28 protein-coding genes are annotated in these 24,257 nt (G+C 36.8%); 27 read left to right on the top strand and 1 reads right to left on the bottom strand.

The window, feature by feature from the left end:
* Window positions 1–41 precede the first annotated feature (41 nt).
* From ACFQ1K_RS12710 to ACFQ1K_RS12580, 27 genes are read left to right on the top strand one after another with little or no spacing between them, the layout of a single operon-like run.
* Window positions 42–515 carry a hypothetical protein gene (locus ACFQ1K_RS12710; protein ID WP_320554377.1) on the top strand — a complete coding sequence of 158 codons (474 nt, stop codon included), beginning with the start codon at window positions 42–44 and terminating at the stop codon, window positions 513–515.
* Between the two features lie 16 nt (window positions 516–531).
* Window positions 532–795, top strand: coding sequence for a hypothetical protein (locus tag ACFQ1K_RS12705; protein WP_320554378.1), 264 nt, complete (start codon window positions 532–534; stop codon window positions 793–795).
* 12 nt (window positions 796–807) lie between these two features.
* Window positions 808–1,026 carry a heavy-metal-associated domain-containing protein gene (locus ACFQ1K_RS12700; RefSeq protein ID WP_320554379.1) on the top strand — a complete coding sequence of 73 codons (219 nt, stop codon included), beginning with the start codon at window positions 808–810 and terminating at the stop codon, window positions 1,024–1,026.
* Window positions 1,027–1,045: 19 nt separating this feature from the next.
* Window positions 1,046–1,264 (top strand): SHOCT domain-containing protein, encoded by a 219-nt coding sequence (locus tag ACFQ1K_RS12695; RefSeq protein ID WP_320554380.1) that lies wholly within the window; start codon window positions 1,046–1,048, stop codon window positions 1,262–1,264.
* A 16-nt stretch (window positions 1,265–1,280) separates the two neighbouring features.
* Window positions 1,281–1,559 (top strand): DUF5676 family membrane protein, encoded by a 279-nt coding sequence (locus tag ACFQ1K_RS12690; RefSeq protein WP_320554381.1) that lies wholly within the window; start codon window positions 1,281–1,283, stop codon window positions 1,557–1,559.
* 13 nt (window positions 1,560–1,572) lie between these two features.
* Complete coding sequence (locus ACFQ1K_RS12685) at window positions 1,573–2,280, top strand: lycopene cyclase domain-containing protein (protein ID WP_386134279.1); 708 nt, start codon at window positions 1,573–1,575, stop codon at window positions 2,278–2,280.
* 13 nt (window positions 2,281–2,293) lie between these two features.
* The gene (locus ACFQ1K_RS12680; RefSeq protein ID WP_320554383.1) at window positions 2,294–2,812 is read left to right on the top strand and encodes a hypothetical protein; all 519 of its coding nucleotides are present in this window, start codon (window positions 2,294–2,296) and stop codon (window positions 2,810–2,812) included.
* Between the two features lie 25 nt (window positions 2,813–2,837).
* Entirely contained in the window at window positions 2,838–3,302 is a 465-nt protein-coding gene (locus ACFQ1K_RS12675; RefSeq protein ID WP_320554384.1) for a universal stress protein, read from the top strand.
* Between the two features lie 33 nt (window positions 3,303–3,335).
* Window positions 3,336–4,730 (top strand): NAD(P)/FAD-dependent oxidoreductase, encoded by a 1,395-nt coding sequence (locus tag ACFQ1K_RS12670; protein WP_320554385.1) that lies wholly within the window; start codon window positions 3,336–3,338, stop codon window positions 4,728–4,730.
* The gene (gene nhaA / locus ACFQ1K_RS12665) at window positions 4,730–6,070 is read left to right on the top strand and encodes a Na+/H+ antiporter NhaA (RefSeq protein ID WP_320554386.1); all 1,341 of its coding nucleotides are present in this window, start codon (window positions 4,730–4,732) and stop codon (window positions 6,068–6,070) included. The genes ACFQ1K_RS12670 and nhaA overlap by 1 nt, the downstream gene beginning before the upstream one ends.
* On the top strand, window positions 6,067–7,080 hold the full coding sequence (locus tag ACFQ1K_RS12660) for a type II glyceraldehyde-3-phosphate dehydrogenase (RefSeq protein WP_320554387.1): 1,014 nt from the start codon (window positions 6,067–6,069) through the stop codon (window positions 7,078–7,080). Before nhaA ends, ACFQ1K_RS12660 begins: the two co-directional genes overlap by 4 nt.
* A 10-nt stretch (window positions 7,081–7,090) precedes the next feature.
* Window positions 7,091–7,714 (top strand): class I SAM-dependent methyltransferase, encoded by a 624-nt coding sequence (locus ACFQ1K_RS12655; RefSeq protein ID WP_129759418.1) that lies wholly within the window; start codon window positions 7,091–7,093, stop codon window positions 7,712–7,714.
* 22 nt (window positions 7,715–7,736) lie between these two features.
* Window positions 7,737–8,798 carry a class I fructose-bisphosphate aldolase gene (locus tag ACFQ1K_RS12650; protein WP_129759419.1) on the top strand — a complete coding sequence of 354 codons (1,062 nt, stop codon included), beginning with the start codon at window positions 7,737–7,739 and terminating at the stop codon, window positions 8,796–8,798.
* An 11-nt stretch (window positions 8,799–8,809) separates the two neighbouring features.
* The gene (locus ACFQ1K_RS12645; RefSeq protein ID WP_129759420.1) at window positions 8,810–10,168 is read left to right on the top strand and encodes a dicarboxylate/amino acid:cation symporter; all 1,359 of its coding nucleotides are present in this window, start codon (window positions 8,810–8,812) and stop codon (window positions 10,166–10,168) included.
* Window positions 10,165–11,082 (top strand): alpha/beta fold hydrolase, encoded by a 918-nt coding sequence (locus ACFQ1K_RS12640; protein ID WP_320554388.1) that lies wholly within the window; start codon window positions 10,165–10,167, stop codon window positions 11,080–11,082. Before ACFQ1K_RS12645 ends, ACFQ1K_RS12640 begins: the two co-directional genes overlap by 4 nt.
* Window positions 11,072–12,046: an ATP-dependent 6-phosphofructokinase gene (locus tag ACFQ1K_RS12635; protein WP_320554389.1), complete on the top strand. Its 975-nt coding sequence runs from the start codon at window positions 11,072–11,074 to the stop codon at window positions 12,044–12,046. Before ACFQ1K_RS12640 ends, ACFQ1K_RS12635 begins: the two co-directional genes overlap by 11 nt.
* Before the next feature lie 3 nt (window positions 12,047–12,049).
* Window positions 12,050–13,045 carry a 2-hydroxyacid dehydrogenase gene (locus ACFQ1K_RS12630; protein WP_320554390.1) on the top strand — a complete coding sequence of 332 codons (996 nt, stop codon included), beginning with the start codon at window positions 12,050–12,052 and terminating at the stop codon, window positions 13,043–13,045.
* A 24-nt stretch (window positions 13,046–13,069) separates the two neighbouring features.
* Entirely contained in the window at window positions 13,070–13,900 is an 831-nt protein-coding gene (locus tag ACFQ1K_RS12625) for a universal stress protein (RefSeq protein WP_320554391.1), read from the top strand.
* Between the two features lie 15 nt (window positions 13,901–13,915).
* Window positions 13,916–14,470: an ion channel gene (locus tag ACFQ1K_RS12620; RefSeq protein ID WP_320554392.1), complete on the top strand. Its 555-nt coding sequence runs from the start codon at window positions 13,916–13,918 to the stop codon at window positions 14,468–14,470.
* The gene (locus tag ACFQ1K_RS12615; protein ID WP_320554393.1) at window positions 14,463–15,317 is read left to right on the top strand and encodes an ATP cone domain-containing protein; all 855 of its coding nucleotides are present in this window, start codon (window positions 14,463–14,465) and stop codon (window positions 15,315–15,317) included. The genes ACFQ1K_RS12620 and ACFQ1K_RS12615 overlap by 8 nt, the downstream gene beginning before the upstream one ends.
* Window positions 15,314–16,669, top strand: coding sequence for an MBL fold metallo-hydrolase (locus ACFQ1K_RS12610; RefSeq protein WP_320554394.1), 1,356 nt, complete (start codon window positions 15,314–15,316; stop codon window positions 16,667–16,669). The genes ACFQ1K_RS12615 and ACFQ1K_RS12610 overlap by 4 nt, the downstream gene beginning before the upstream one ends.
* A gap of 41 nt (window positions 16,670–16,710) precedes the next feature.
* Window positions 16,711–18,213: a thymidine phosphorylase family protein gene (locus ACFQ1K_RS12605; RefSeq protein ID WP_320554395.1), complete on the top strand. Its 1,503-nt coding sequence runs from the start codon at window positions 16,711–16,713 to the stop codon at window positions 18,211–18,213.
* Window positions 18,214–18,219: 6 nt separating this feature from the next.
* Entirely contained in the window at window positions 18,220–19,113 is an 894-nt protein-coding gene (locus ACFQ1K_RS12600) for a ribose-phosphate pyrophosphokinase (protein WP_241552016.1), read from the top strand.
* Window positions 19,110–19,754: a hypothetical protein gene (locus tag ACFQ1K_RS12595; protein ID WP_320554396.1), complete on the top strand. Its 645-nt coding sequence runs from the start codon at window positions 19,110–19,112 to the stop codon at window positions 19,752–19,754. The genes ACFQ1K_RS12600 and ACFQ1K_RS12595 overlap by 4 nt, the downstream gene beginning before the upstream one ends.
* A gap of 7 nt (window positions 19,755–19,761) precedes the next feature.
* Window positions 19,762–20,055, top strand: a complete 294-nt coding sequence (locus ACFQ1K_RS12590; protein ID WP_015266947.1) for a hypothetical protein — start codon at window positions 19,762–19,764, stop codon at window positions 20,053–20,055.
* A gap of 18 nt (window positions 20,056–20,073) precedes the next feature.
* Window positions 20,074–22,176, top strand: a complete 2,103-nt coding sequence (locus ACFQ1K_RS12585) for a copper-translocating P-type ATPase (RefSeq protein ID WP_320554397.1) — start codon at window positions 20,074–20,076, stop codon at window positions 22,174–22,176.
* Window positions 22,176–23,402, top strand: a complete 1,227-nt coding sequence (locus ACFQ1K_RS12580) for an MFS transporter (protein WP_320554398.1) — start codon at window positions 22,176–22,178, stop codon at window positions 23,400–23,402. Before ACFQ1K_RS12585 ends, ACFQ1K_RS12580 begins: the two co-directional genes overlap by 1 nt.
* Before the next feature lie 340 nt (window positions 23,403–23,742).
* Here ACFQ1K_RS12580 and ACFQ1K_RS12575 read toward each other — a convergent pair whose 3' ends face one another.
* Window positions 23,743–24,255, bottom strand: coding sequence for a hypothetical protein (locus ACFQ1K_RS12575; protein WP_320554399.1), 513 nt, complete (start codon window positions 24,253–24,255; stop codon window positions 23,743–23,745).
* Window positions 24,256–24,257: the final 2 nt, after the last annotated feature.

Below are 24,257 nucleotides of genomic sequence, written 5' to 3'. Positions count from 1 at the left end.
ATTATTAATTACAAATGAATGTTTAACTAAAAATAAATATTATGAAAAAACTAGCAATTATTTTATCTGCAATTGGGCTTTTAAGCTTTAACAGTTGTAGTCAAGAAACTGACGTAAAAGCGATGCTCGAAAATTCTGAAACACGAAGTGAAATCATAAAAACAATTTCAGAAAACCACGATTTCATGACAGAATTTATGGCAACAATGCAAGGTAACAATCACGCCATGCAAATGATGCAAGGCAACAAAAAAATGATGGGAAATATGATGAAAGGTCAAGGAATGCAGATGATGATGAAAGATAGTATGATGATGAAGAATATGATGCAAGGAATGATGAAAGACGGCAAAGTGATGGGTAATATGATGAAGATGATGCACCAAAAAGGCATGATGAGTGAAGATTGTATGCAATCCTGCATGAAAATGATGGGTGACAAAGGAATGGATATGATGAACAATAATGATGAGGGTTCCCAGCCAAATGAAGAAGACCATTCTTCACATCACTAATCTAAAAAAAGAGACAATGAAAAATCACTGGATATGGATGGTCATCGGATGTGGTCTGCCACTACTGTTCATCTTTTTAGCGCCATCATTTGGTATAGGAGAAGGTTCATCCCTCTTCATTTTTATCATTTTTATGTTTGCCATTCACTTGTTTATGCCTCATGGCTCACATGGTCATGGAGGGCATAGTCATTCAGAAAAACAGCATAATCGTAAACATGGTGAAGGAACATCTTCGGCTGAAACAAAAAAAGAACACAAAGGGCATCAACATCACTAAATACTTAAAACAATGAAGCAAAAATTTCAAATAAACGGTATTAGTTGTGGTGGATGTGTTGCTCGGATCAAGAAAAACTTAGAAGCACATCCCAACATAGAAAAAGCAGAAATTTTTCTGGCACCAAAAGGGGCTACACTCATCACGATGAAAGAAAACCTTTCAATTGATGAATTGCAAAAACAGCTCAGCAAATTAAACGGATATACAATTACAGAAATAAAACAATAACAACTAAAAATTAAACATTATGCATTTTTACGACGGACATTTTGGAGGTATGCACCTAATATGGTGGATTATATGGATAGTATTGATTGCTTGGATATTCTTTATCCCAGCAGATATACCATATCAAAAAACAAAGAAAGAAAATCCTTTAGACATCCTTAAAAAGCGATTCGCCGAGGGTTTCATATCCAAGGAAGAATTTGAGGAATCAAAAAAGACTTTAAACTCTGACAACTAATTAAAAACTAGAAATTATGAATCGATTTAATGTAAAAAAACTAGGATTTGCCTTCGGTCTTACTGGTGCCTTAATTTATATAGGCTGTATGATTGTAATGGCAACGGCAGGTCAAGAAGGTACAATATCTTTTTTCAACAGCCTTTTACACGGGTTAGACACTACTAATATTATAAGAATGGATGTACCACTATTGGAAGCGTTCTTTGGCATTGTACAAACATTTATTATAGGATGGCTTATTGGTGCTTGTATAGGAGCTTTTTACAACGCTCAAATAAAAGTAAAAAAATAGGAGGCGTAATCTTATGCAATACGTCTGGTTTATATGGTCATTAATTATTCTTGCTCTTTGGGCGGGCATCTTTCTGTACAAAAAAGAATCAAGAAAAGAAATGCTCAAAATGAGCCTCATCACTATGCCTTTTGGGTTAACAGAGCCCTTATTTGTGCCAGAATATTGGTTTCCACCTTCGCTATTCGATTTGGCAGAAAAAACAGGTTTTGACATAGAGAGCCTTATTTTTTCTTTTGCTATTGGCGGAATTGGCACGGTACTCTACAACCTTATTTTTAAACGAAGCCTCGTTGAAATTCCTCATAGCGAGCGTGGTCACCAAAGACATCGATTACACATTTATATTCTCTTTATACCAGCAATAGTGTTTCTCATATTGGCGCTGTTTACAACACTCAATCATATTTATTGTGGCATTATGGCCTTATTTATTGGGGGTTTAATCACGCTATACTGTCGCCCAGACTTAAAAAGAAAGATATGGGTAGGGGGCATCTTGTTTACCATATTGTATTTCATATACTTTGGAAGTATCCTTCCATTTTATCCCCTATATGTAGAAATGTATTGGAATCTCGACAACCTTACCCATATTCTTATTTTAGGAATTCCCATCGAGGAACTATTATTTGCCTTCACTTTTGGGATGTACTGGTCTGGCTTATATGAACACTTGTATTGGCACAAACTAATAAGCTTAAATAAAAATCATAATTAATAATAATTTAAAAATGAAACGAAGACAATTTAAACAACAGAACCAAAAACCTATAGCAGTTATAGTAGAAAATCCAAGCAGAAGAATCTATAAGCTATTAATCAGTATTGTATTTTTGATTGTGGCCTCAATCATACTGCTTTCGTGTTCCAACGAGAAAAAAGAAAAGGCTGAAACAGCAACACTTTTAGTCACGAAAACAAATCTAATCCAAACGAATCCTGTTGTTACACCTCAAGTAGCTTATGAAATTGTGCCAAACGATAAAGTATGTATGGTTAATGACAGATTTATGGGGGTAAAACAAATACCAATAGATGTAGATGGCACAACTTACTACGGGTGCTGTCAAGGCTGTGTTGAAAAACTTCAGAAAAATATAGATGATGTCCGCTTCGGAAATAATCCACTTAATAAAACAAAGGTAGATAAAGCTTCGGCAGTCATTGTTCAGGACAAAAGCAACGGAAGTGTTTTTTATTTCGCTTCTAAAGAAGATGCTCAAGATTTTGTAAGTAAGAATAAAGCATAATACACATAAATGATAAAACATTCAAATGATGAAAATAGTGTTAGCAATAGATGGTTCAGATTTTAGTAAAGAGGCTGTTAATGAACTCGTAAAAATGCCACTACCAGATGATAGTGAAATTAGTATTATAAACGTTTATGAGCATCCAGCGATGTCAACACCAGAACTGATGACTATGGGCGGAAGCTTGAACAATTACTTTGAAGAGTTCATCAGCGGTGCCCAAAAATTAGGTGACAAAATTGTTTCGGAAGCTAGTAATGTTCTAAAGAGTAAAAACGAAGAACTCATCATAACTACTAGCGTAGTTAGCGGGTTACCTAAAAGTGCTATTCTTGAAAAAGCAGAATCGTTTGATGCAGATTTGATTGTAGTGGGCTCGCAAGGGCAGGGAGCATTTTCACGCTTTCTATTAGGCTCTGTTTCACAGTATTTGGCAACACACGCCAAATGTTCAGTAATGATTGTAAAAGATAAGGGCGTAAAGTAAACTATTGCCAACACCAATGATAAAAAAATAAATATGAATGTCAAACACTCAAATAATAGCACAAATAAATCTAGCTGCAAGGTAACGGATGATATCTGCCTTCCAGATTCTAGCTTACCTCGCGTAGTTATCATTGGCGGCGGATTTGCAGGTTTAGCATTGGTAGAAAAACTGAAACACAAAGAGGTGCAGGTGGTACTGTTCGACAAAAACAACTTTCATCAATTTCAACCTTTATTCTATCAAGTGGCAACGAGTGCCTTGGAGCCTGACAGCATTGTGTTTCCATTTAGAAAACAATTTAAAGGTTATAAAAATGTAGTGTTCCGTTTGGCCGAAGTCGAAGAAATTCAACCCTCATCAAATACACTAATAACTTCAAAAGGAAAAGTTCACTACGACTATCTGGTACTTGCAACTGGTACGACCACCAATTTTTTCGGAATGGATTCCGTAGCCCAGAACAGTTTGGGAATGAAGGATATTCGCGATTCCCTGAACATTCGTCATATGATGCTGCAAAACCTGGAGCAAGCAGCCATTACCTGTAATGATGATGAACGGGATGCCCTAACAAATTTCGTTATCGTTGGTGGTGGTCCTGCTGGCGTAGAAATGGCAGGAGCTTTGGCTGAATTTTGCAAGTATATTCTACCGAAGGATTATCCAGAGTATCCTTCTTCCATTATGAACATTTACTTAATAGAGGCTAATGAGGAGTTGTTAAGCACAATGTCAGACAAAGCGTCATCAAAAACTTTAGAGTATTTGAAAGACTTGAATGTAAAGGTACTATTCAATGAGTCGGTAAGTGACTATGACGGTTCAGAGGTTAGCACAAAAAGTGGAAAGAAAATTTTAGCAAAAAACCTAATCTGGACAGCTGGCGTAAAAGGTCAATTCCCGAAAGGTGTAGAAGAAAAACACGTAGTAAAAGGCAACCGGATTAAAACCGATTCCTATTTAAAAGTAGAAGGTTTTAAAAACATTTTTGCCATAGGCGACATAGCGGCTATGATTACAGAAAACACACCAAAAGGGCATCCACAGGTGGCTCAAACAGCGATTCAACAAGGCAAATATCTTGGTGAATCCTTGTTGAAGCTTATGAAAAACAAACACATAAAACCTTTTCACTATAAAGATAAAGGTTCCTTGGCTACCGTAGGAAAACGTAAGGCAGTTGCTGATTTGGGCAAATTCAAATTTGCAGGTTATTTCGCTTGGCTCTTATGGTCAATTGTACACTTATTATCCATAAGCGGATTTAGAAATAGATTGATGGTTGGTTTTAATTGGGCGGTAAGCTATTTCACTTATGAAAAGAGCAACCGCCTGATTATTAGAAATTTTAAGCCACAAACCGTTAATCAACAAACAAAACCCAAAATAGATAATAAAGAAGAAGTTGAAAATATAACCCGATAATGTTGAAAACTAAAACATATAGTGGAATTCATAGTGTATTCAATGCTACCTCAAAAGGCTTGAATAACACAGGTATTGTACTTCTCATTGCTGTCATCATTGCAATGATATGGGCCAATTCCCCTTGGCAAGAAATATACCGCAGTTTAATGAAAACCGAAATCTCATTTGCCATAGGCCGTTTTGAAATTACTGAACCGCTGTTACTTTGGATTAACGATGGTCTGATGGCATTGTTCTTCCTTCAAGTAGGACTGGAATTAAAAAGAGAAATATTGGGCGGAAAACTTTCAACTCTTCAAAATGCTGTACTTCCTATTGGCGCTGCTATAGGTGGCATGGTTTTTCCTGCCTTTATTTATTTTATATTTAACACCACGGGTGAAGCTTCTCAAGGCTGGGGCATTCCTATGGCAACAGATATTGCATTTTCTTTGGGTGTATTGGCACTTTTTGGAAAGCGTTTACCCGTAGCTCTACGAGTATTTTTGGTAACGCTTGCAATCGTTGATGACTTGGGAGGTGTCTTGGTAATAGCGCTCTTTTATACATCGGGCATTTCAACAATGGACTTGTTCCACGCACTTCTTTTCTTTGGATTATTAATAATTGGCAATTATGCGGGCGTCAGAAAAACTTGGTTTTATGCCATTATAGGGATAGGTGGTGTATGGCTGGCTTTCTTTTTCTCTGGAGTTCATCCTACTATTGCCGGTATACTGACAGCTATTGCTATTCCAGGACGTGTAAAAATTAAGGAAGATACTTTTCTAAAACGTTTAAGTGCGCTTCATTCACGTTTTACGCAAATAAAACCAGTAAAAGGAGCACTCATTTCTAGTGAGCAACTCGAAATACTGGAAGAAATCAAGTCAACAAGTTCAGAAGCCGAAACACCTCTTCAAAAGTTAGAAAAAGCATTAAATCCTATTGTGAGCTTTTTAGTGCTACCTCTTTTTGCATTGGCAAATGCAGGGATTCACTTGCATGGTGAAGTTGGTCAGGTTTTACTCAATCCCATTAGTTTAGGTATTGGCGCAGGATTAATTTTAGGAAAGTCCATTGGCATTGTATCAATTTCAAGGCTACTTGTAGCTTTAAAACTAGCCAAATTACCCGATGCAGTAAATTGGAATCAACTATATGGTGTCGCATTTCTGGCAGGAATCGGATTCACAATGTCTTTGTTCATCAATGAATTGGCTTTTGTAAATGAAGAATTCATTTATACGGCAAAAATCGGCATTCTGTTTTCCTCTCTTATTGCAGGAATAATCGGTTCAATCATTTTAATTAAAAGTTCAAGAAAAATAATAACAAATAAAATAGTAAAACAATGAAAAAAATAGCAGTAATAGGATATGGTGTCATTGGTAAAAGGGTTGCTGATGCAATTGCACTTCAGGATGATATGGAACTAGCAGGTGTTTGCGATATCATAAGCGATTGGCGCACACAAAACGCCGTTAGAAAAGAGTATGATATCTACGCAGCCACTGAAGAAGCAGCTGATAAAATGAAGTCCGAAGGAATTTCGGTAAAAGGAAGTATGGAGGGGCTTTTGAAAAAGATTGATTTGGTAGTGGACTGTACGCCAAAAAACATAGCCGCTAAAAATGTAGAAATCTATAAAGCAAAAGGTATAAAATTTATTGTTCAAGGAGGCGAAAAGCACAAAACCACAGGGCATTCCTTTAGTGCCGAAAATAATTATAAATCAGCTATAAACTTGGATGCTACAAGAGTAGTTTCCTGTAATACCACGTCTATTTTAAGAACCTTGACCGCTTTAAAAAGAGCTGATTTATTAGATTATGCAAGGGGAACTCTTTTAAGAAGAGCAACTGACCCTTGGGAAAGCCATTTGGGCGGTATTATGAACACAATGGTTCCCGAAAGAGATATTCCCAGTCATCAAGGACCCGATGCCCAAACTGTTGATTCTGATTTAGATGTCGTGACTTCCGCAGTAAAAGTACCTGAAACATTGAGCCATATGCACTATTGGAACGTAAAGTTGAAAAGACAAGCCACAAAAGAAGAAGTCCTTAACGCCCTTAAAACATCTAGCCGTATTAAACTAATTCAATATGACCAAGGCCTAGTTTCAAACAATACCATTAAAGAAATGTTTCTGGATATGGGAAGACCTTGGGGCGATATGTACGAAGTGGCCCTTTGGGAAGATATGCTTAAAATACAAGGAGACGAACTTTTTTATGCATACGTTGTCGATAACCAAGCCATTGTTATCCCTGAAACTATTGATGCCATTAGAGCACTTACCGGAATTGAAACAGATGGGGCAAAATCCATTTTAAAAACAAATCAAAGCTTATCTATTGTATAGAAAAATGCGAATGGACACTAATAGAAAAATAAAAAATCGCTATAACAAAATAGCCAAATATTTTGACTCATTAGAAAGACCAATGGGAACAAGTGGCTTTGCAAAATGGCGAAAAGAGATAGTGCCACAAGCAACTGGTAAAACCTTGGAGGTTGGTGTTGGAACGGGTAAAAACATTCCATTTTACCCCAAAAATATTGACATAACTGCAATTGATTTTAGTAAAAAAATGCTTGAAGAAGCCAAAGCAAAGTATCAGGATAGTCCACTCAAAATCAATTTCCTTGAAATGGATGTGCAAAATATGGACTTTGAAAATAACACTTTCGATACCGTGATTACAAGTTGTGTGTTCTGTTCTGTTCCAGATCCTGTAAAAGATCTAAAGGAAATTAAAAGAGTTCTAAAACCAGATGGTCAACTCATCATGTTGGAGCATGTTCGAAGTAATGGTAAAGTGTTAGGTAAACTAATGGATTGGTTCAATTTTATACCATTAAATATTATGGGCGCCAACATTAACCGTAAAACCAAACAGAATTTAATAAAAGCTGGGTTCAACGATGTTAAGGTGACTGAACTATGGAAGGATATTGTAAAATACTTCTATGTGAAAAATGAAAAATTAATATAAGGAAACTATAAAAAATAAAATTATGGGTACATATGAAAACATAATACAAAACCTTGGAGACAAAGCTGATTTCTACTTGAATCACGTTTGTGAAAAAATCACAAAAGATGAGTTGCAAACACCAAGCAAAAATAGTTTTGAAAAAGTATTTCTAAATAGTAACAGAAATCCACAAGTGCTGCGAAGTCTTGCCCAATTGTACAACCACGGAAATCTTGGTGGCACAGGCTACTTGAGCATCCTTCCTGTAGACCAAGGCATTGAGCATAGTGCTACTTTTTCATTCTATAAAAACCCGGATTATTTTGACCCAGAAAATATAATAAAACTCGCCATTGAGGCAGGTTGTAATGGTGTGGCTTCCACCTTTGGTGTTTTGGGACTGAATGCGCGAAAATATGCCCATAAAATACCTTTTATAGTGAAGATTAATCATAATGAGCTGCTTACCTATCCCAATAAATATGACCAAACACTTTTTGGGAAGGTAAAATCGGCTTGGGATATGGGAGCAATTGCCGTAGGAGCTACAATTTATTTTGGCTCACAGGAAAGTAACAAAGAGCTTAAGGAAATAGCCGAAGCTTTTGAAGAAGCACATAATTTGGGAATGGCCACCATCCTATGGTGCTATACCCGAAATGAAGCTTTTAAAACTAAAAAAGAAGATTACCACGCAGCTGCTGATGTTACAGGGCAAGCCAATCATTTAGGAGTTACCATTCAGGCAGATATCATTAAGCAAAAGTTACCTACAAACAACTTTGGTTTCAAAGAGATAGGCTTCGGAAAATATGATGATGATATGTATGAAACCCTCACTACAGACCACCCTATTGACCTATGTAGATTACAAGTCGCAAATTGCTATATGGGTAAAATAGGACTGATAAATTCAGGAGGGGGTTCTAAAGGTGAATCTGATTGGGAAGAGGCCATTACTACTGCCGTAATCAATAAAAGAGCTGGTGGTTCTGGTTTGATTATGGGTAGAAAAGCCTTTCAAAAATCATTTAGTGAGGGGGTTGAATTATTAAAATCAGTACAGAGTGTCTATCTGGAAGATAAAATCAATATAGCCTAACAAATTAACAAATGTTCGAGACGGAAATAAAATCACTTAAATCACTCAATCACTACCTTTTAAAACTGGTAGAAAGTCGTCTATGGCTAAAAGTTATCATTGCCCTATTCTTGGGTGTTGGATTTGGTCTGCTATTGAGTCCACAAAATGGATGGATAACGAAAGAAACTGCCGATGTTCTAGGTAACTGGTTGGCATTACCTGGTGTCTTATTTCTAAAATTGGTACAGATGATTATGATTCCATTGATTGTGGCTTCCATCATCACAGGAATCGCCAGTAATGATAAGGATAGTCTAAAGAAATTAGGTGGTGGCGTATTATTATATTTTCTGGGCACTACCATAGTTTCGGTTAGCATTGGTACGATACTATCCCAAATATTTAGACCAGGTCGTTTTCTACATCAACAATCTTTAGTAGAACATAACGATGTAACCGCAACTAATAGTGAAAGTGCTGAACTATCCTTTGGAATTGAAACGATTCCGGATGCAATCTCAAATCTGCTTCCTGAGAATCCGTTGGCATCAATGGTAAGTGGTGAAATGTTAAGCATTGTGATTTTCACAATCATTATTGGTGTAGCTGTGCTATCACTAGAAAATGCCTTACTGCGCCCAGTAAAGCTTCTTTTAAGTGCCATACAGGAAGTCTGTATGACGGTAGTAAAATGGTCAATGCTTCTAGTGCCTGTTGCCGTTTTCGGTCTTATGGCACAGCTTACCTCTAGTGTTGGCTTAAGTTCCCTATCTGGTCTTACATACTATGTGGGAGTCGTCCTGCTCGGTCTGTTATTCTTAGTGATTTTCTATTCAGGACTGATTATGCTTCTTGGAAAAGCGAACCCCATAAATTTCCTGAAAAAAATTAGGGACGTTCAATTATTGGCCTTTTCAACCACAAGCTCTGCCGCTGTGATGCCCTTATCACTTCAAACAGCCGAGGAAGAACTAAAGGTGGACAAGACTATTAGCAATTTTATCATTCCTATTGGCGCAACCGTCAATATGGATGGAACAGCACTCTATCAAACCATAACCACCCTATTCATAGCCCAAGCCTATGGATTGGAAATGAGTTTACTAAACATTATTGTAGTCATCGTAACCATAGTCGCTGCCTCCATTGGCACACCTGCCATTCCCGGAGGTGGTGTGGTGATACTCGCTTCTGTTTTGGGAAGTGTCGGTATACCAGCCGAAGGCATCATCATTATCATTGGTGTAGAAAGACTCTTGGGAATGTTCAGAACAGCTGTAAACGTAACGGGTGACCTTACAGCTTGTATGGTTTTTAATAGATTTTATGGCAAAGCCCCGGTCTTGGTTAGTGATAAAAGAAATACTAAATCTAGTTTAAAAACATGACTTTACTACTCATATCCATATTGTTCATTTTTCCTGTTGTGGCTATAGCAGGATATCAGCATTATAAGATTGTTAAGCACCCAGATTATGATGCCAACATAACACTCTTAAATTATGAAATAGTAGGTTCTGGAAAAAACAAACTCGTTTTATTACACGGTTTAACAGGGTCATTGAATTATTGGAAGCGCAATTTAGAAAGCATTTCAAACACACACACTTTGCTATTAATAGACCTTTTGGGTTTTGGTGATTCGCCGAAGCCACAAAGTGATTATTCGCTTTCAATACAATTGCAAGCCTTAGAATTGGTACTAAACAAAGAAGGATTCAATGATGGAAAAACCATTGTTGCCGGTCATTCTATGGGAGCTATAATTTCAATGGCTCTATTGCAGAAGCATCCTCATTGGTTCAAAGCAGGTGTTTTTATTGGAATACCTGTTTACAAGGATGCCGATGAATTTAAGAGAATTATGTCCACACATTCCTTTGTGGATAGGATTTCATCGAGCAAATTCTCGAAATACATTTGTATGATTCATCCCATTTTTATGTCGAGTGCATTCAAACCTAATAACCTCACAGATGATGTTTATGAAGATGCGAAAAAGCATCATTGGATGAGTTATTATTATTCGCTCACAGAAGTCATTTTAAAAACAAATTTATATGCTATAGCAAAGAAAATTAAGGATAAAGATGTGCATTTTATTCACGGAGAAAAAGACACTACTGCACCTTTAGAAAATGCCTTGAAATTATCTAGGGAATTTACAAACGCACAAATAATTACTTCATCTGAAGGAGACCATCAGTTCTTTCTGAAAGAAGCAGAATTTGTTTGGAACACAATTCAAGATTTTTCTGTTTCAGATAAAAAATTACAAAAACCAACATCAAATGAGCACTAATAAAATAAAACATATAGGTGTATTTACCTCTGGAGGTGATAGTCCGGGAATGAACGCTGCATTATACGCTATTGTAAAATCTGCGGAAGTAAATGATATAAAAGTAAGTGGTTTTCGAAAAGGATATGAAGGATTGATAGACGGTGACTTGGTTCAATTAAAATCACACGAATTACAAAAACTGACTCAAAAAGGAGGCACTATGCTAAAGACGGCACGAAGCAAGCGTTTTCTGGAATTGGAAGGTCGAAAAAAAGCCTTGGAAACCCTAAACACAAACAAAATAGATGCGTTGATTGCCATTGGTGGTGATGGCACATTTAAAGGACTACTCGCTTTTTCAGAAATATGCAACATTCCGTTCATAGGCATTCCTGGTACTATAGATAATGATATTTCAGGTACGGATTACACCCTTGGTTTTGATTCGGCTGTAAACACAGCCATTGAGAATATTGATAAAATAAAGGACACTGCCGAATCTCACAATCGGGTATTTATTGTGGAAGTAATGGGAAGAGATTCAGGTTACATCGGCATTCATTCAGGACTAATGGTAGGTGCGGACGCCATACTAATTCCAGAGAGCGGTACGGACTTTATGTACCTATTGGATAAAGTAAAAAATTACGACAGTGAAGATGCTTTTCTAATCGTAGTTTCTGAAGGCGATGAAATAGGTGCCGAACTCGTTTCTTCAAAAATAAAGGAAGTCAATCCCAATGTCGATTTACGCATAACGAAGCTTGGTCACGTACAACGAGGTGGAAATCCTTCTGCTTTAGATAGAATGTTGGGTATTAGGCTCGGCGTTGCTGCTGTAAATGCCCTTTTACAAGGTAGAAGCAACGTAATGGCTGGTGTTTTAAACAATCAACTACACTTTACTTCTTTTGAAGAAGTGGTCAAACAACATGAAGTTAATAAAGAGTTGAAAGAACTTTTAGAACTATTTGGAAAATAAATAATGAAAACAACAGTATTCAGCACACATAAATTTGAAGAACCATATCTGGTAAAAGCAAATAATGACAAACACCAATTAAAACTATTGGAAAGTCGTTTGACCAAAGAAACAGCTATTCTCGCAACAGGCTCTGAAGCCGTTAGCCTATTTACAGGTGATGATGCCTCAGCGCATATCCTTGAAAAATTAAGTGCGGTTGGTGTTAAGTATATCGCTCTGCGTTCAGCAGGGTTCAATCACGTTGATTTAGAAAAAGTAGCTGAAATGAATATGAAAGTGGCTCGTGTTCCTGCTTATTCACCATACGCTATTGCAGAACACACTCTGGCACTCATCTTAGCCCTAAACCGAAAAATAATTAGAGCACATAATAGAGTTCGAGAACAAAATTTTTCACTGAACGGACTTACAGGATTCGACCTAAATGGTAAAACAGTAGGTGTTATTGGAACAGGAAAAATAGGTGCAGTACTCGTAAAAATACTTCATGGTTTGGGCTGTAAAGTATTAGCTCACGATGTTGCTGAAGATAAGAATCTGATAGATTCATATGATGTCATTTATACCAACTGTACCACTATCTGTGAGCAAGCAGATATAATTAGCCTGCACGTTCCATTGACACCATCAACTCAGCACTTAATAGATAAAGAAAATATCGCTTTAATGAAAGAAGGAGTTATGCTCATTAACACCAGCCGAGGTGGTCTTGTGGACACCATGGCGGTTATTGAAGGATTAAAATCTGGTAAGATTGGGTATTTCGGCATTGATGTGTATGAGGAAGAAGAAGGGCTGTTTTTTGAAGACCATTCCGAAGATATTTTACAAGACGATGTTATCGCACGCTTAATGACATTCCCCAATGTTTTGATTACCAGCCACCAGGCTTTCTTAACCAAAACAGCATTAACAAATATTGCCGAAACAACCATATATAATTTGGACTGTTTTGATAAAGCAGTTCTCTCTGGAAATGAGATATCTGTCAATTAGTTTAAATAATTAAAAAATTTAAAAATGGAAAATATACTCGTACCTACCGATTTCTCTGAAAACTGCACAAAAGCGGCAAATCTTGGCATCAAAATGGCCAAACTATACAATGCAGAGATACATTTTTTGCACTTAATGACAACACCCGTTGATTGGGTCGAACTAGATAAACTAAAGGAAAAAAGGTATCCCAAAACTTTAAAGGAAATAGGTGTTGCCAAATCCAAGTTACGCGAACTGGAAAGAATGGCAGAACGCCAAGGACTTAAGTGTAGAACCTTTCTTCAGTTTGATTCCGGACAGAAAGATATTTTAGAACATTCTGGTCATTTTCATCACGATTTCATCATTACTGGCAGCAGTGGCACCAAAGGTGTTATTAGGGAAATAACAGGAAGCAATGTTGAAAAGATAGTTCGAAAAGCCAATGCGCCCATTATCGTTGTCAAAGAAGAGAACGTAACGTTTCCCTTTAAGGATATTCTATTTGTTTCTTCTTTTGAAGAGGATGTCACTTATCCATTTCAGGAAGTCTTATCCATAGCCGAAAAATGCGATGCTAAAATCCACTTATTGCGAATAAACACAGAAACCGACTTTAATAGCATAGAGCTTGGATTGAACCCTGTCAAAGAATTTCTCGAAAAATTTCCCAATCTGAAGAATTTCTCAATGAGCGTCCATAACGAGTCTTCTGTAGAGGCAGGTATTAATACTTTTTTAAAACATCAGCCAGCAGATTTACTTGCAATGAGCACCCACGGAAAGACTGGCTTTCTGAACTTATTTTCAAAAAGTATCGCTGAAGGGGTCACAAATCATTCTACACTACCTGTAATGACTATACATATTTAAAAAATACATATCCATATGTCAGATAGCTTAAAACATATTCAGGAAAAACCATTTTATCGATTACTCTTTGGGAGAACGGCTTTACCAATAATCACAATTCTAGGAATAGCCTTGTTGTATGTTATTCTGATGTCAATGATTGACCACAGCACTTTGCCATTTCACATCATCATTGCGGTTGCTGCATTAACAAAAACCATTGTGATTACCACAACTACTTTGAAGCAGCTTTCACAACTTATGAAAATTTGCCATTCATTAGAGCGATTACTTTGGGTGTTTGGATTAATACTAATCATTAGTATTTTTTCTTTTGCGACTGATTACACCTGTCTTTTTCAGTTTAGTCATACAACATTTGAAGGTGTTCCTGATTATTCAAATTCATACATATACAACCTATACCATTTCTTTTACTTCAGTGTTATAACGTTTTCTACAGTTGGATATGGTGATATTACACCAGTCTCCGAAATTGCCAAGTTTGTTGTTATGCTCGAAATATTTTTAAGCTTTTTCCTTATCGTTTTTGCCTTAGCAAACATCAAAAAAATACATATCAATGAATAGCATAACCATTATAAAAGCAAGTGGGGATAAAGCCCCTTTTCAAGTTGAAAAGTTAATCAGTTCCTTGCAGAGAGCTGGAGCAAAAAAAACTGTGATTGAGCAAATTGTAAAAGAAACTGAAAAAGTCATTTACGATGGAATTACCACAAAAAAAATCTATCAAATGGCTTTCAAAATGTTAAAGGGTAAATCAAGAGTCAGTGCATCGAGATACAAACTGAAGAAAGCAATTATGGAACTTGGACCCACGGGCTTTCCATTTGAAAAATTTGTCGGCAAAATTCTGGAGCAAGAAGGCTTTCAAGCAGAAGTTGGTGTCATTGTGCAAGGACATTGTGTACAACATGAAGTAGATGTAGCGGCTTTAAAGGACAACAAACACTACATGATTGAATGTAAATATCACAGTGACCAAGGTAGAACTTGCAACGTAAAAATTCCACTTTACATACAGTCCAGGTTTCTGGACGTAGAGAAACAATGGCAAAAGCAACCTGGTCATCAAATGAAGTTTCATCAAGGATGGGTATATACAAATACAAGACTTACAACCGATGCTATTCAATATGGAACATGTATGGGATTAGGTCTCGTAAGTTGGGATTATCCAAGAGAAAATGGTCTCAAAGATAGAATAGACCAATCTGGCCTACATCCCCTAACAGCTTTGACTACTTTGACCAGAGCTGAAAAAACAAAATTATTGGATGAAGGCATCGTACTCTGTAAAGAGCTTCACGAAAGTCCGAAGTTGTTGGAAAAAATAGGAGTACCTAAATCCCGACATAAAAATATCCTCATAGATTCAAGTGAATTATGCAAAACCCACACATACAATAAGCAATGAAAAATAACAAAATAAACATCCATTTTTTAGGAGCGGCAGGCACAGTAACCGGTTCAAAATATCTGGTAGATACAGGAGATAGAAAGATACTGATAGACTGCGGTCTTTTTCAGGGATTGAAAGAATTGCGCCTTAAAAACTGGGAGTACCCACCTGTCAATGTTGCTGATATTGATGCTGTTTTACTTACTCACGGTCATATGGACCATACAGGATATTTGCCAAGATTGGTAAAGCAAGGTTTCAAAGGGCCCATCTATGGTACCAATCCCACCTTGGATATAGCAAAAATCATATTGAATGATAGTGCCAAAATACAAGAACAAGAAGCCGAACGTGCCAATAAAGAAGGCTATTCCAAACACAGTCCTGCGGAACCACTTTACGATTTAAAAGATGTAGAAAAAACAATCCCTTACTTCAAAGGAGTACCACCCTCGCAATGGCTACCCATTCTCAAAGATGTAAAGGCGAGGTTTCAATACAATGGACACATCCTTGGTGCTACACACATTGAGTTAGATATACGCGGGAAACGTTTTGTGTTTTCAGGTGATATAGGCAGAACAAACGATTTACTGCTTTTTCCACCCTTAAAACCAAAAAAGGCGGATGTCCTATTTATAGAATCAACATACGGAGGAAGGTTTCATCCTGATGAAGTGGAAGCCATTCCGCAGATTGAAAAATTAGTCAACGACACCATAAATCGAGGCGGCAGTCTATTTATCCCCAGTTTTTCGGTAGAACGTGCCCAATTGATGATGCTTATTTTTTGGAGGTTACTCAAGGAGAACAAAATCCCCAAAGTAAAAATGATTATGGATAGTCCAATGGGTGCCAACGTATTGGAACTGTTTCATAGAACTCGGGATTGGCACAGATTGGAAGACAACGAATGTGACGAAATGTGCTTTCACTTTACAGTTGTTAGCAGTTATCGGGAAACAATGGAATTAAGAACAGACAACAAGCCAAAAATTGTGATTGCAGGAAGCGGAATGCTCACAGGCGGAAGAATGCTAAACTATCTCGAAACACAGGCTCAAAATCCAAATAATACCTTGCTTTTTGTAGGCTATCAAGCTGAAGGCACTCGTGGCAGAAAATTATTGGAAGGTGAAAAAGAACTAAAAGTATATGGAAAATGGGTGCCGTTTAAAATGCAAGTAGCAGAAATTGAAGGGCTTTCGGCACACGCAGACCACGCAGAGCTTATGGATTGGATAGATAATATAAAAAACAAACCCGAACGTATTTTCATTGTACACGGTGAAAAAGAGAGTGCAGAGGCATTACAAAAAGGCATCAAGCAAACCTATGGATGGGATGCAGAAATTCCGCAATTATAAACCATCGAAGTAATAGAATAAATCACAACAATCAATAAAATATGGACACACACTCAAACATATTAAAATATAAACATCTCGGAATCTATACCCAAAACGAAAATGTAGTGTATATGCGTGAAGATTGCCACGTTTGTATTTCTGAAGGGTTTGAGGCACTTACCCGAATAAGGATATCCAATGCAAATACATCAATTGTAGCAAGTCTTAATGTCCTGAATTCTGATATTCTGTTGCCTAATGAAATCGGACTATCAGATGCTGCTGCGAAAAAACTGAATGTTTCCCCAAATGATACATTATATGTTTCCCATTTAGAGCCTATTGAATCCTTAAGCCACGTTAGGGCAAAAATCTACAATCAAAAGCTGGATTACAAGGCATATAACAACATCATAACCGATATCGTTGAAGGCGATTATTCCAACATCCACCTTTCGGCATTTATTACTGCCTGTGCTGGCGACCGAATGGATATTGATGAAATATCCGACCTAACGAAAGCAATGATTGCTTCCGGAAAGCAACTGAACTGGAACAAGGATATCGTGGTGGACAAACATTGTATTGGCGGATTGCCTGGCAATAGGACAACACCATTGGTAGTTGCCATTGTTGCCGCGTATGGGCTTACTATGCCAAAAACATCCTCACGGGCAATCACTTCACCAGCAGGCACAGCAGATACAATGGAAGTACTGACCAATGTTACGCTCTCTTCCGAGGAAATAAAGACCGTAGTAGAAAAAGAAGGCGGATGTTTTGTTTGGGGCGGTACAGCGCAGTTAAGTCCTGCCGATGATGTGCTCATTAAAATTGAAAAAGCCTTGGATATTGATAGCGAAGGGCAGCTCATTGCTTCAGTACTCTCTAAAAAGGCAGCAGCTGGTTCTACTCACGTGGTCATTGATATTCCCGTGGGAGAAACCGCCAAGGTTCGCAGTACCGAAATGGCAGAAAAACTAAAAAATCATATGGAAACTGTTGGAACTGCTGTAGGGTTGAATGTAAAAGTTGTAGTTACGGATGGTACGCAGCCGGTTGGAAGGGGTATCGGTCCAACATTAGAAGCCATAGATATATTAAAAGTTTTGAAAAATGAGGAAGATGCACCTAAAGACTTAACAGAAAGAGCGTTGCTTTTAGCTACTGAACTATTAGAACTTTCTGGAAAAGTAGAAAAAGGGAAGGGACTGGAAACCGCACATAAAATTCTCAAATCTGGAAAAGCATATGAAAAATTCATAGCCATTTGTAAGGCGCAAGGTCAATTTTCAAAACCAGTTTTAGCACCTTATAAAATGGAAATTAAAGCTGAAAAGTCAGGCGTTTTGCAACGAATTGATAACCGAAAAATCGCAAAACTTGCCAAGCTTTCTGGAGCACCACAATCTAAATCGGCAGGGATTCTTTTGAATGTCCATTTAAATGAAAAAATCGAAATAGACCAATTGTTATATACCATATATGCTGAATCCAAAGGCGAACTCAACTATGCTCTGGAATATAAAAACAACCATAATGACATCATAACTATAATTTAAAAAACTATGAAAACAATATTATTCAGTCTTCCCGGAAACGAAAAACTCACAGAACTAATGGCTACAAAAATGGATGCTGAAGTGGGCAAAGCCACTTTGCGTAAATTCCCTGATGGGGAATCCTATACACGTATCTTATCTGATGTTAAAGACAAATGTGTTGTACTGGTATGCACCTTGCACGAACCAGACGAAAAACTATTGCCCCTTTATTTTTTAAGTCATACTGCCAAATCATTAGGGGCAATGTGCACCTGTTTGGTAGCGCCCTATTTGGCATATATGAGGCAGGACAAAGTATTTAATGAAGGCGAAGGGGTAACTTCTGGTTTCTTTGGAAAATTGATTTCAGGTTTTGCCGATAGCATTACCACGGTTGACCCTCACTTGCACAGAATTAGTTCGTTGGGAGAAGTGTATCAAATTCCAAATAAAGTGATTCACGCTGCCGATGCCATTTCAGAATGGATAAAAGAAAACATCGAAAACCCAGTACTTATCGGTCCCGATTCTGAAAGTGAACAATGGGTTTCAGAAGTCGCCAAAAATGCAGGAGCACCATTTACAGTATTACAAAAGGTGCGTCACGGTGACCGTGATGTAGAAGTCTCTGTTCCCGATGTGGATATCTATAAAGATGCTACACCCATTTTGGTAGATGATATTATTTCCACAGCCCGAACAATGATTGAAACCGTACAACATCTTAAAAAGGCAGGAATGAAACCACCTATTTGCGTCGGTATTCACGCCGTTTTTTCAGGAAATGCCTATCAAGATTTATTGGATTCCGGAGTGGAAAAAATAGTGACGTGCAATACCATCCCACATTCTTCAAATGGAATAGATTTGAGTGATATTATGGCGAAAGAGGTAAAAAAATTAATGCATCACATATGAGAAAACAAGGCTTCATAGTACTAATCACTTTATTCAGTATCACAATGACTGGACAAACTGAAATGCTTATTGGGCAGATTTCGGGTAGAGTTGTTGTTCGAGAAAATTTTGATGAAGAAGGCTCTTTTCTAAACAAACAAACTTTTGAAGCTGGTGAAACAATAAAGAAAAATGGATACTATGAAATTGAGGTGGTTACGGAATTGTTTGATCGTGACAAAAAATCGACCGATAAATACACCACAACCTATCGCTGTAAACCTGATGAAGCGAGTATAATGGTAATGGCTTTTCCTTTTTCAAACCCAAAATCAAAGGAGACCGAAATTAATACCACCTCTAAAAAATTTAAAGACCTCTACGATTTGGACAATCTTGAAGATATAGAATTGGAAATGACTTTTGATTCAGGACTGCTGGATTTTTTTGGTTCAAAAAGCATCATAAAGATTTACGACCGAACATTGAAGGACAACAAAACCAACATTAATTCAAAAATAAATATTAAGGCTTATGCTTGGGGCATTCGCATTAAGCAACTCAACTATACCGTTAACGAAAAATTAAACGGGAATGGTTTATTGACCTTTCAGAAATTTACAGAAGAAGATAATAGTTATTTTACAATGACTTATAAATAAAATAAAAATGAACAATTACGACACCCTTTCAGAAGCAATAAACGATTTACAGCGAAAAGGTTATACATACGATTTTAACCTAAAACCAGAATGTTTGGAGTGTGCCTCACTAAAAATTGAAATACACCCAGAAGATTTTAATGTTGACGAGATGCATCGTTTTGAAGGTATGAGCAGTACCGATGATAACAGTGTGCTTTATGCTATTTCATCAAAAAATGGGATTAAAGGACTTTTGGTAGATGCCTATGGCGTCTATGCCGAAAACATTTCGGAAGCTATGAGAAAAAAATTACGATAACACTTAAACAAGACAATAATGGAAAATCACGAACATCACAATCACGAAGAAATGGACCATTCTAAAATGGACCATTCAAAGAAGAAACACAAAAAAGAAGACCACTCTAAAATGAATCATGGAGATGGAGACCATTCAGGTCATAATCCGGGACACGGTCAAATGGGTCACGACCATCATAAAATGATGATTGCAGACTTTAGAAAACGGTTTTGGGTAACACTTGTGCTTACCATTCCCATATTGTTTTTCTCGCCAATGATTCAGAAATTTTTTGGTTATGAATTTTTACTTCCAGGAAATCCATATATCCTTTTTGCACTTTCCACTGTTGTATATTTTTATGGTGGTTGGCCATTTTTAAAAGGGTTTTGGTCTGAAGTCAAAAAAGGTGCACCAGGAATGATGACTTTGATTTCTATGGCAATTTCTGTAGCATATTTTTATAGTACTGCTACCGTTTTTGGTTTAAGAGGTGAAGACTTTTTCTGGGAACTATCAACACTTATAGCCATAATGTTGCTTGGCCATTGGATAGAAATGAAAAGTGTGTTAGGTGCGTCAAAAGCCTTACAGTTGTTGGTGAGTATGATGCCTGCAGAAGCGCATAGGGTAAAAGGCGACACCATAGAAGACATCCCTCTCGAAGATTTACTGAAGGATGATGTGATTTTGGTAAAACCAGGTGAAAAAGTTCCGGCTGACGGAATAATAGTAGACGGTTCCAGTTACCTAAATGAATCTATGCTCACAGGTGAATCTAAACCTGTAAAAAAAGATGAAAACGATAAGGTTATTGGTGGTTCGGTAAATGGTAATAGTACCTTAAAAGTAAAAGTTGAACATACTGGAAAGGATAGCTATCTCAACAAGGTTATCAAAATGGTTGAAGAAGCACAAAAAACCAAATCCAAGATGCAAAACCTTTCAGATAGGGCTGCAAAATGGTTAACCTATATCGCTTTGGCTATTGGTTTTGGAACATTAGCAGTATGGTTGATTTTAGGCTTTCCGTTTGTTTATGCTTTAGAAAGAATGGTTACCGTTATGGTTATTGCCTGTCCGCATGCACTTGGTCTTGCTATTCCATTGGTGGTTGCGATTTCTACGGCAGTATCTGCTCAAAATGGATTGCTTATCCGAAATAGAACTGCGTTTGAAGAATCCAGAAAAATTTCAGCTTTGCTTTTTGATAAAACAGGAACATTAACCAAAGGTGATTTTGGTGTTACCAGAATAGAATCTGTACATCCGTCTTATTCATCAGAAGAAATTTTAAGACTTTCAAGTGCATTGGAACAAAGTTCTGAACACCCAATAGCTGTTGGGATTATCAAAAAAGTTAAGGAAAATAAGGTTGCAATTCCAAATCCAGAAAATTTTAATGCTATTACAGGCAAAGGTGTAGAAGCCATTGTAGAAGGTAAGCAAGTTAAGGTAGTAAGTCCTGGTTATTTAAGGGATGAAAAAATAGATATCCCAAAAGATGCCTATAGTGATGCTGCGGAAACTGTGGTATTTGTTTTAATTGATGGCGAATTGGCAGGTTATATTGCGCTTGCTGATGAAATAAGACCAGAATCTGCTGAAGCTATCAAAATATTTAAAAAGAATAATATTAGAGTCTTAATGGCAACAGGTGACAATGAAAAAACAGCTAAAGCCGTAAGTGAGAAACTTGGTTTAGATGGTTACTACGCTGAAGTATTACCACACCAAAAAGTAGAAATAGTAGAAGAACTACAAATAAAAGGAGAGTTTGTAGCCATGACGGGGGATGGTGTAAATGATGCACCAGCCCTTGCAAAAGCTAATGTAGGAATTGCTGTAGGCTCTGGTACTGATGTAGCTGCTGAAACGGCTGATATTATTCTGGTAAACAGCAATCCTCAGGACATTGCCAACTTAATTTTATTTGGAAAGGCCACCTACAATAAAATGATTCAGAATCTAATCTGGGCCACGGGTTACAATGTCGTAGCCATTCCGTTAGCAGCCGGTGTTCTATATTCTTCGGGCTTTGTTTTAGGTCCTGCGGTAGGTGCGGTATTTATGAGTTTAAGTACGATTATAGTAGCCATTAATGCACAATTATTAAAACGAAAAATCGGCAAAAAATAATGAATAAGAGAGAAAAACTCAACAGGATATCTTTAATCTTGTTGAGTTTATTTGTAGTTATGTTGGGCTATGGTATTTTATTGCCAACCCTTCCCTACTATACCGAAAGATTAGCACTAAAAGACAATCTCGACACCGACCTTATTAACTTTCACATTGGTCTGCTCACGAGCATCTATCCTTTTTTTCAGCTACTATTCGTAGTGGTTTGGGGAAAGCTATCGGACAAATATGGTCGTAAACCCATAATTATTATTGGTTTGATTGGATTTGTAATCATGCAATTACTCACAGGTCTTGCTACATCCTTGACCATGCTATATGCTGCACGTATTTTTGGTGGAATATTTACTTCCTCAGTTATTCCTGTTAGCAATGCATATTTAAGTGATATTACATCCGAAAAACGACGAACTAAAGTAATGGCATGGTCTGGAGTTTCGATAAGCTCGGGTGTTATCTTTGGTCCTGTCATAGGAGGTTTACTATCTCAAACAGATGTACATTTAGAATATTCCCTAGGACTACTGCATCTAGACCGATTTTCAGTACCATTCCTTTTTGCTTCGCTGTTAGGATTCATAGTTTTACTAATTATATCAAAATGGTTAAAAAATACAGCAAAAGTAATTAAGTTTAATACAGAGAAACGAAGCTTACGGTTTTCATTTAGTAAATACTTCATCATTATTTTAATGATTTCTTTTGTGATGCAGTTTGTCGTCACACTATTTGAAACTGTGTTTTCCATTTATGGTAAAGACGAGTTGGCATTTAATAGTAACCAAGTCGGTATCGGCTTCATGATTTGTGGATCAGTAATGGCAATTTTACAGCCTGTCTTTGCCAGTTATGGGGAAAAGGTTTTATCTGCTAAAAAGCAAATCATTTTAGGATTACTCATTTCAGGAATTTCATTGATTGCCTTTCCTTTTTTCAAAAACGAGTTTTTAGTGTACGGATTAATTGTTGTCTTCGCAGCGGGTGGTGCGATGGTAACACCAAACCTACTTTCAGCGGTCTCATTAATATCCCAAGAGAATACTGGTAGAAATATTTCCATACAAAGTTCTACCAATAGCATTGGCCAGATTTTGGGTCCAATTATAGGAACCTGGTTAGTTGCTGCCGGTTTTTATTATCCTTTTATTATATCTGGGTCGGTTATTTTAATTTCAATAGGATTTGTTTTACCCTCAATGAAATTGAAAGATACCTTAACGTGAAATATAAATTTCAAAAAAATCATAATAAGCATTTGATGATTCATAAATCAACAACTGAAAAACAAAAAAAACAATTACACGATAGCAAAGGTGATAATATTCAATTGCTACATTCTGGTGATCAAACATTTAAATTCAAACTTTCTGCTTATTCAAATTCAAGTATATAAATGGGAAAAGTCTATATCGTACGGCAAAGCTGCTATAATAGATAATCAGTGATCAACTATAGGTTCTTTTAATCTAAATAGCCTAAGCTGCTATGTTAGTAAAGAAATGAATGTGAAAATAAGAATAGAATGATAAGTTTCTGTAAGCATTTTTATATGGATTTATTGGTTTAATCATTGAATAATTTAGGCGCAAAGAATAGTGCTAGTCCGGAAATAATTAAAGAACCTAATGAACCATAGAGTAAATTAAAGTCATCATTCTCTTTCTCAATAGGTTGATTAGCATTTAAAGTTTCCATTAATCTACTGATTTCCGAATTTGAAGTTTTCAATTCTTCTTGTAAATCAAATATAGTTTTATTCGTCTTCATCTGTTCTTTAGCATATTTTCGATTAGCCTTTTCTTCCATCTCGATCCTATGAGTAGCATTTTCAATAGATAGTTTGAGTCTCCTATTTTCTTTCTTTGTCTTCTCTAATTCCAATTTTAGTTCTTCCTCCCTTGGTGATGACTTTCCTATAAAATCATAACTATGCTTATAGGCATGGACCAAACTTGATATTAGTTCTGATCTAGAAATTTGCTTTTCAATAGCAATTTGTTGCAATGCCGTTTTTTCTTCTGTAGTTGTCTTGAAACTCAATGTGACGTTTTTAGTTCTACTTGTGGTGTTTTCCATAA

Origin of the sequence: Winogradskyella aquimaris (genome assembly GCF_042676105.1) — a bacterium.
Lineage (GTDB): Bacteria > Bacteroidota > Bacteroidia > Flavobacteriales > Flavobacteriaceae > Winogradskyella > Winogradskyella aquimaris.
This window is presented reverse-complemented; position numbering and strand designations above follow the sequence as displayed.

Bases quoted from the DNA above. Each gene is read 5' to 3' on its own strand.
- ACFQ1K_RS12705 (WP_320554378.1), top strand. From the start codon at position 532: ATGAAAAATCACTGGATATGGATGGTCATCGGATGTGGTCTGCCACTA.
- ACFQ1K_RS12670 (WP_320554385.1), top strand. From the start codon at position 3,336: ATGAATGTCAAACACTCAAATAATAGCACAAATAAATCTAGCTGCAAG.
- ACFQ1K_RS12610 (WP_320554394.1), top strand. From the start codon at position 15,314: ATGAAAAATAACAAAATAAACATCCATTTTTTAGGAGCGGCAGGCACA.
- ACFQ1K_RS12685 (WP_386134279.1), top strand. From the start codon at position 1,573: ATGCAATACGTCTGGTTTATATGGTCATTAATTATTCTTGCTCTTTGG.
- ACFQ1K_RS12625 (WP_320554391.1), top strand. From the start codon at position 13,070: ATGGAAAATATACTCGTACCTACCGATTTCTCTGAAAACTGCACAAAA.
- ACFQ1K_RS12640 (WP_320554388.1), top strand. From the start codon at position 10,165: ATGACTTTACTACTCATATCCATATTGTTCATTTTTCCTGTTGTGGCT.
- ACFQ1K_RS12575 (WP_320554399.1), bottom strand. From the start codon at position 24,255: ATGGAAAACACCACAAGTAGAACTAAAAACGTCACATTGAGTTTCAAG.
- ACFQ1K_RS12605 (WP_320554395.1), top strand. From the start codon at position 16,711: ATGGACACACACTCAAACATATTAAAATATAAACATCTCGGAATCTAT.
- ACFQ1K_RS12580 (WP_320554398.1), top strand. From the start codon at position 22,176: ATGAATAAGAGAGAAAAACTCAACAGGATATCTTTAATCTTGTTGAGT.
- ACFQ1K_RS12615 (WP_320554393.1), top strand. From the start codon at position 14,463: ATGAATAGCATAACCATTATAAAAGCAAGTGGGGATAAAGCCCCTTTT.
- ACFQ1K_RS12590 (WP_015266947.1), top strand. From the start codon at position 19,762: ATGAACAATTACGACACCCTTTCAGAAGCAATAAACGATTTACAGCGA.
- ACFQ1K_RS12650 (WP_129759419.1), top strand. From the start codon at position 7,737: ATGGGTACATATGAAAACATAATACAAAACCTTGGAGACAAAGCTGAT.
- ACFQ1K_RS12680 (WP_320554383.1), top strand. From the start codon at position 2,294: ATGAAACGAAGACAATTTAAACAACAGAACCAAAAACCTATAGCAGTT.
- ACFQ1K_RS12620 (WP_320554392.1), top strand. From the start codon at position 13,916: ATGTCAGATAGCTTAAAACATATTCAGGAAAAACCATTTTATCGATTA.
- ACFQ1K_RS12695 (WP_320554380.1), top strand. From the start codon at position 1,046: ATGCATTTTTACGACGGACATTTTGGAGGTATGCACCTAATATGGTGG.
- ACFQ1K_RS12700 (WP_320554379.1), top strand. From the start codon at position 808: ATGAAGCAAAAATTTCAAATAAACGGTATTAGTTGTGGTGGATGTGTT.
- ACFQ1K_RS12690 (WP_320554381.1), top strand. From the start codon at position 1,281: ATGAATCGATTTAATGTAAAAAAACTAGGATTTGCCTTCGGTCTTACT.
- ACFQ1K_RS12635 (WP_320554389.1), top strand. From the start codon at position 11,072: ATGAGCACTAATAAAATAAAACATATAGGTGTATTTACCTCTGGAGGT.
- ACFQ1K_RS12595 (WP_320554396.1), top strand. From the start codon at position 19,110: ATGAGAAAACAAGGCTTCATAGTACTAATCACTTTATTCAGTATCACA.
- ACFQ1K_RS12655 (WP_129759418.1), top strand. From the start codon at position 7,091: ATGGACACTAATAGAAAAATAAAAAATCGCTATAACAAAATAGCCAAA.
- ACFQ1K_RS12630 (WP_320554390.1), top strand. From the start codon at position 12,050: ATGAAAACAACAGTATTCAGCACACATAAATTTGAAGAACCATATCTG.
- ACFQ1K_RS12645 (WP_129759420.1), top strand. From the start codon at position 8,810: ATGTTCGAGACGGAAATAAAATCACTTAAATCACTCAATCACTACCTT.
- nhaA (WP_320554386.1), top strand. From the start codon at position 4,730: ATGTTGAAAACTAAAACATATAGTGGAATTCATAGTGTATTCAATGCT.
- ACFQ1K_RS12675 (WP_320554384.1), top strand. From the start codon at position 2,838: ATGATGAAAATAGTGTTAGCAATAGATGGTTCAGATTTTAGTAAAGAG.
- ACFQ1K_RS12710 (WP_320554377.1), top strand. From the start codon at position 42: ATGAAAAAACTAGCAATTATTTTATCTGCAATTGGGCTTTTAAGCTTT.
- ACFQ1K_RS12600 (WP_241552016.1), top strand. From the start codon at position 18,220: ATGAAAACAATATTATTCAGTCTTCCCGGAAACGAAAAACTCACAGAA.
- ACFQ1K_RS12660 (WP_320554387.1), top strand. From the start codon at position 6,067: ATGAAAAAAATAGCAGTAATAGGATATGGTGTCATTGGTAAAAGGGTT.
- ACFQ1K_RS12585 (WP_320554397.1), top strand. From the start codon at position 20,074: ATGGAAAATCACGAACATCACAATCACGAAGAAATGGACCATTCTAAA.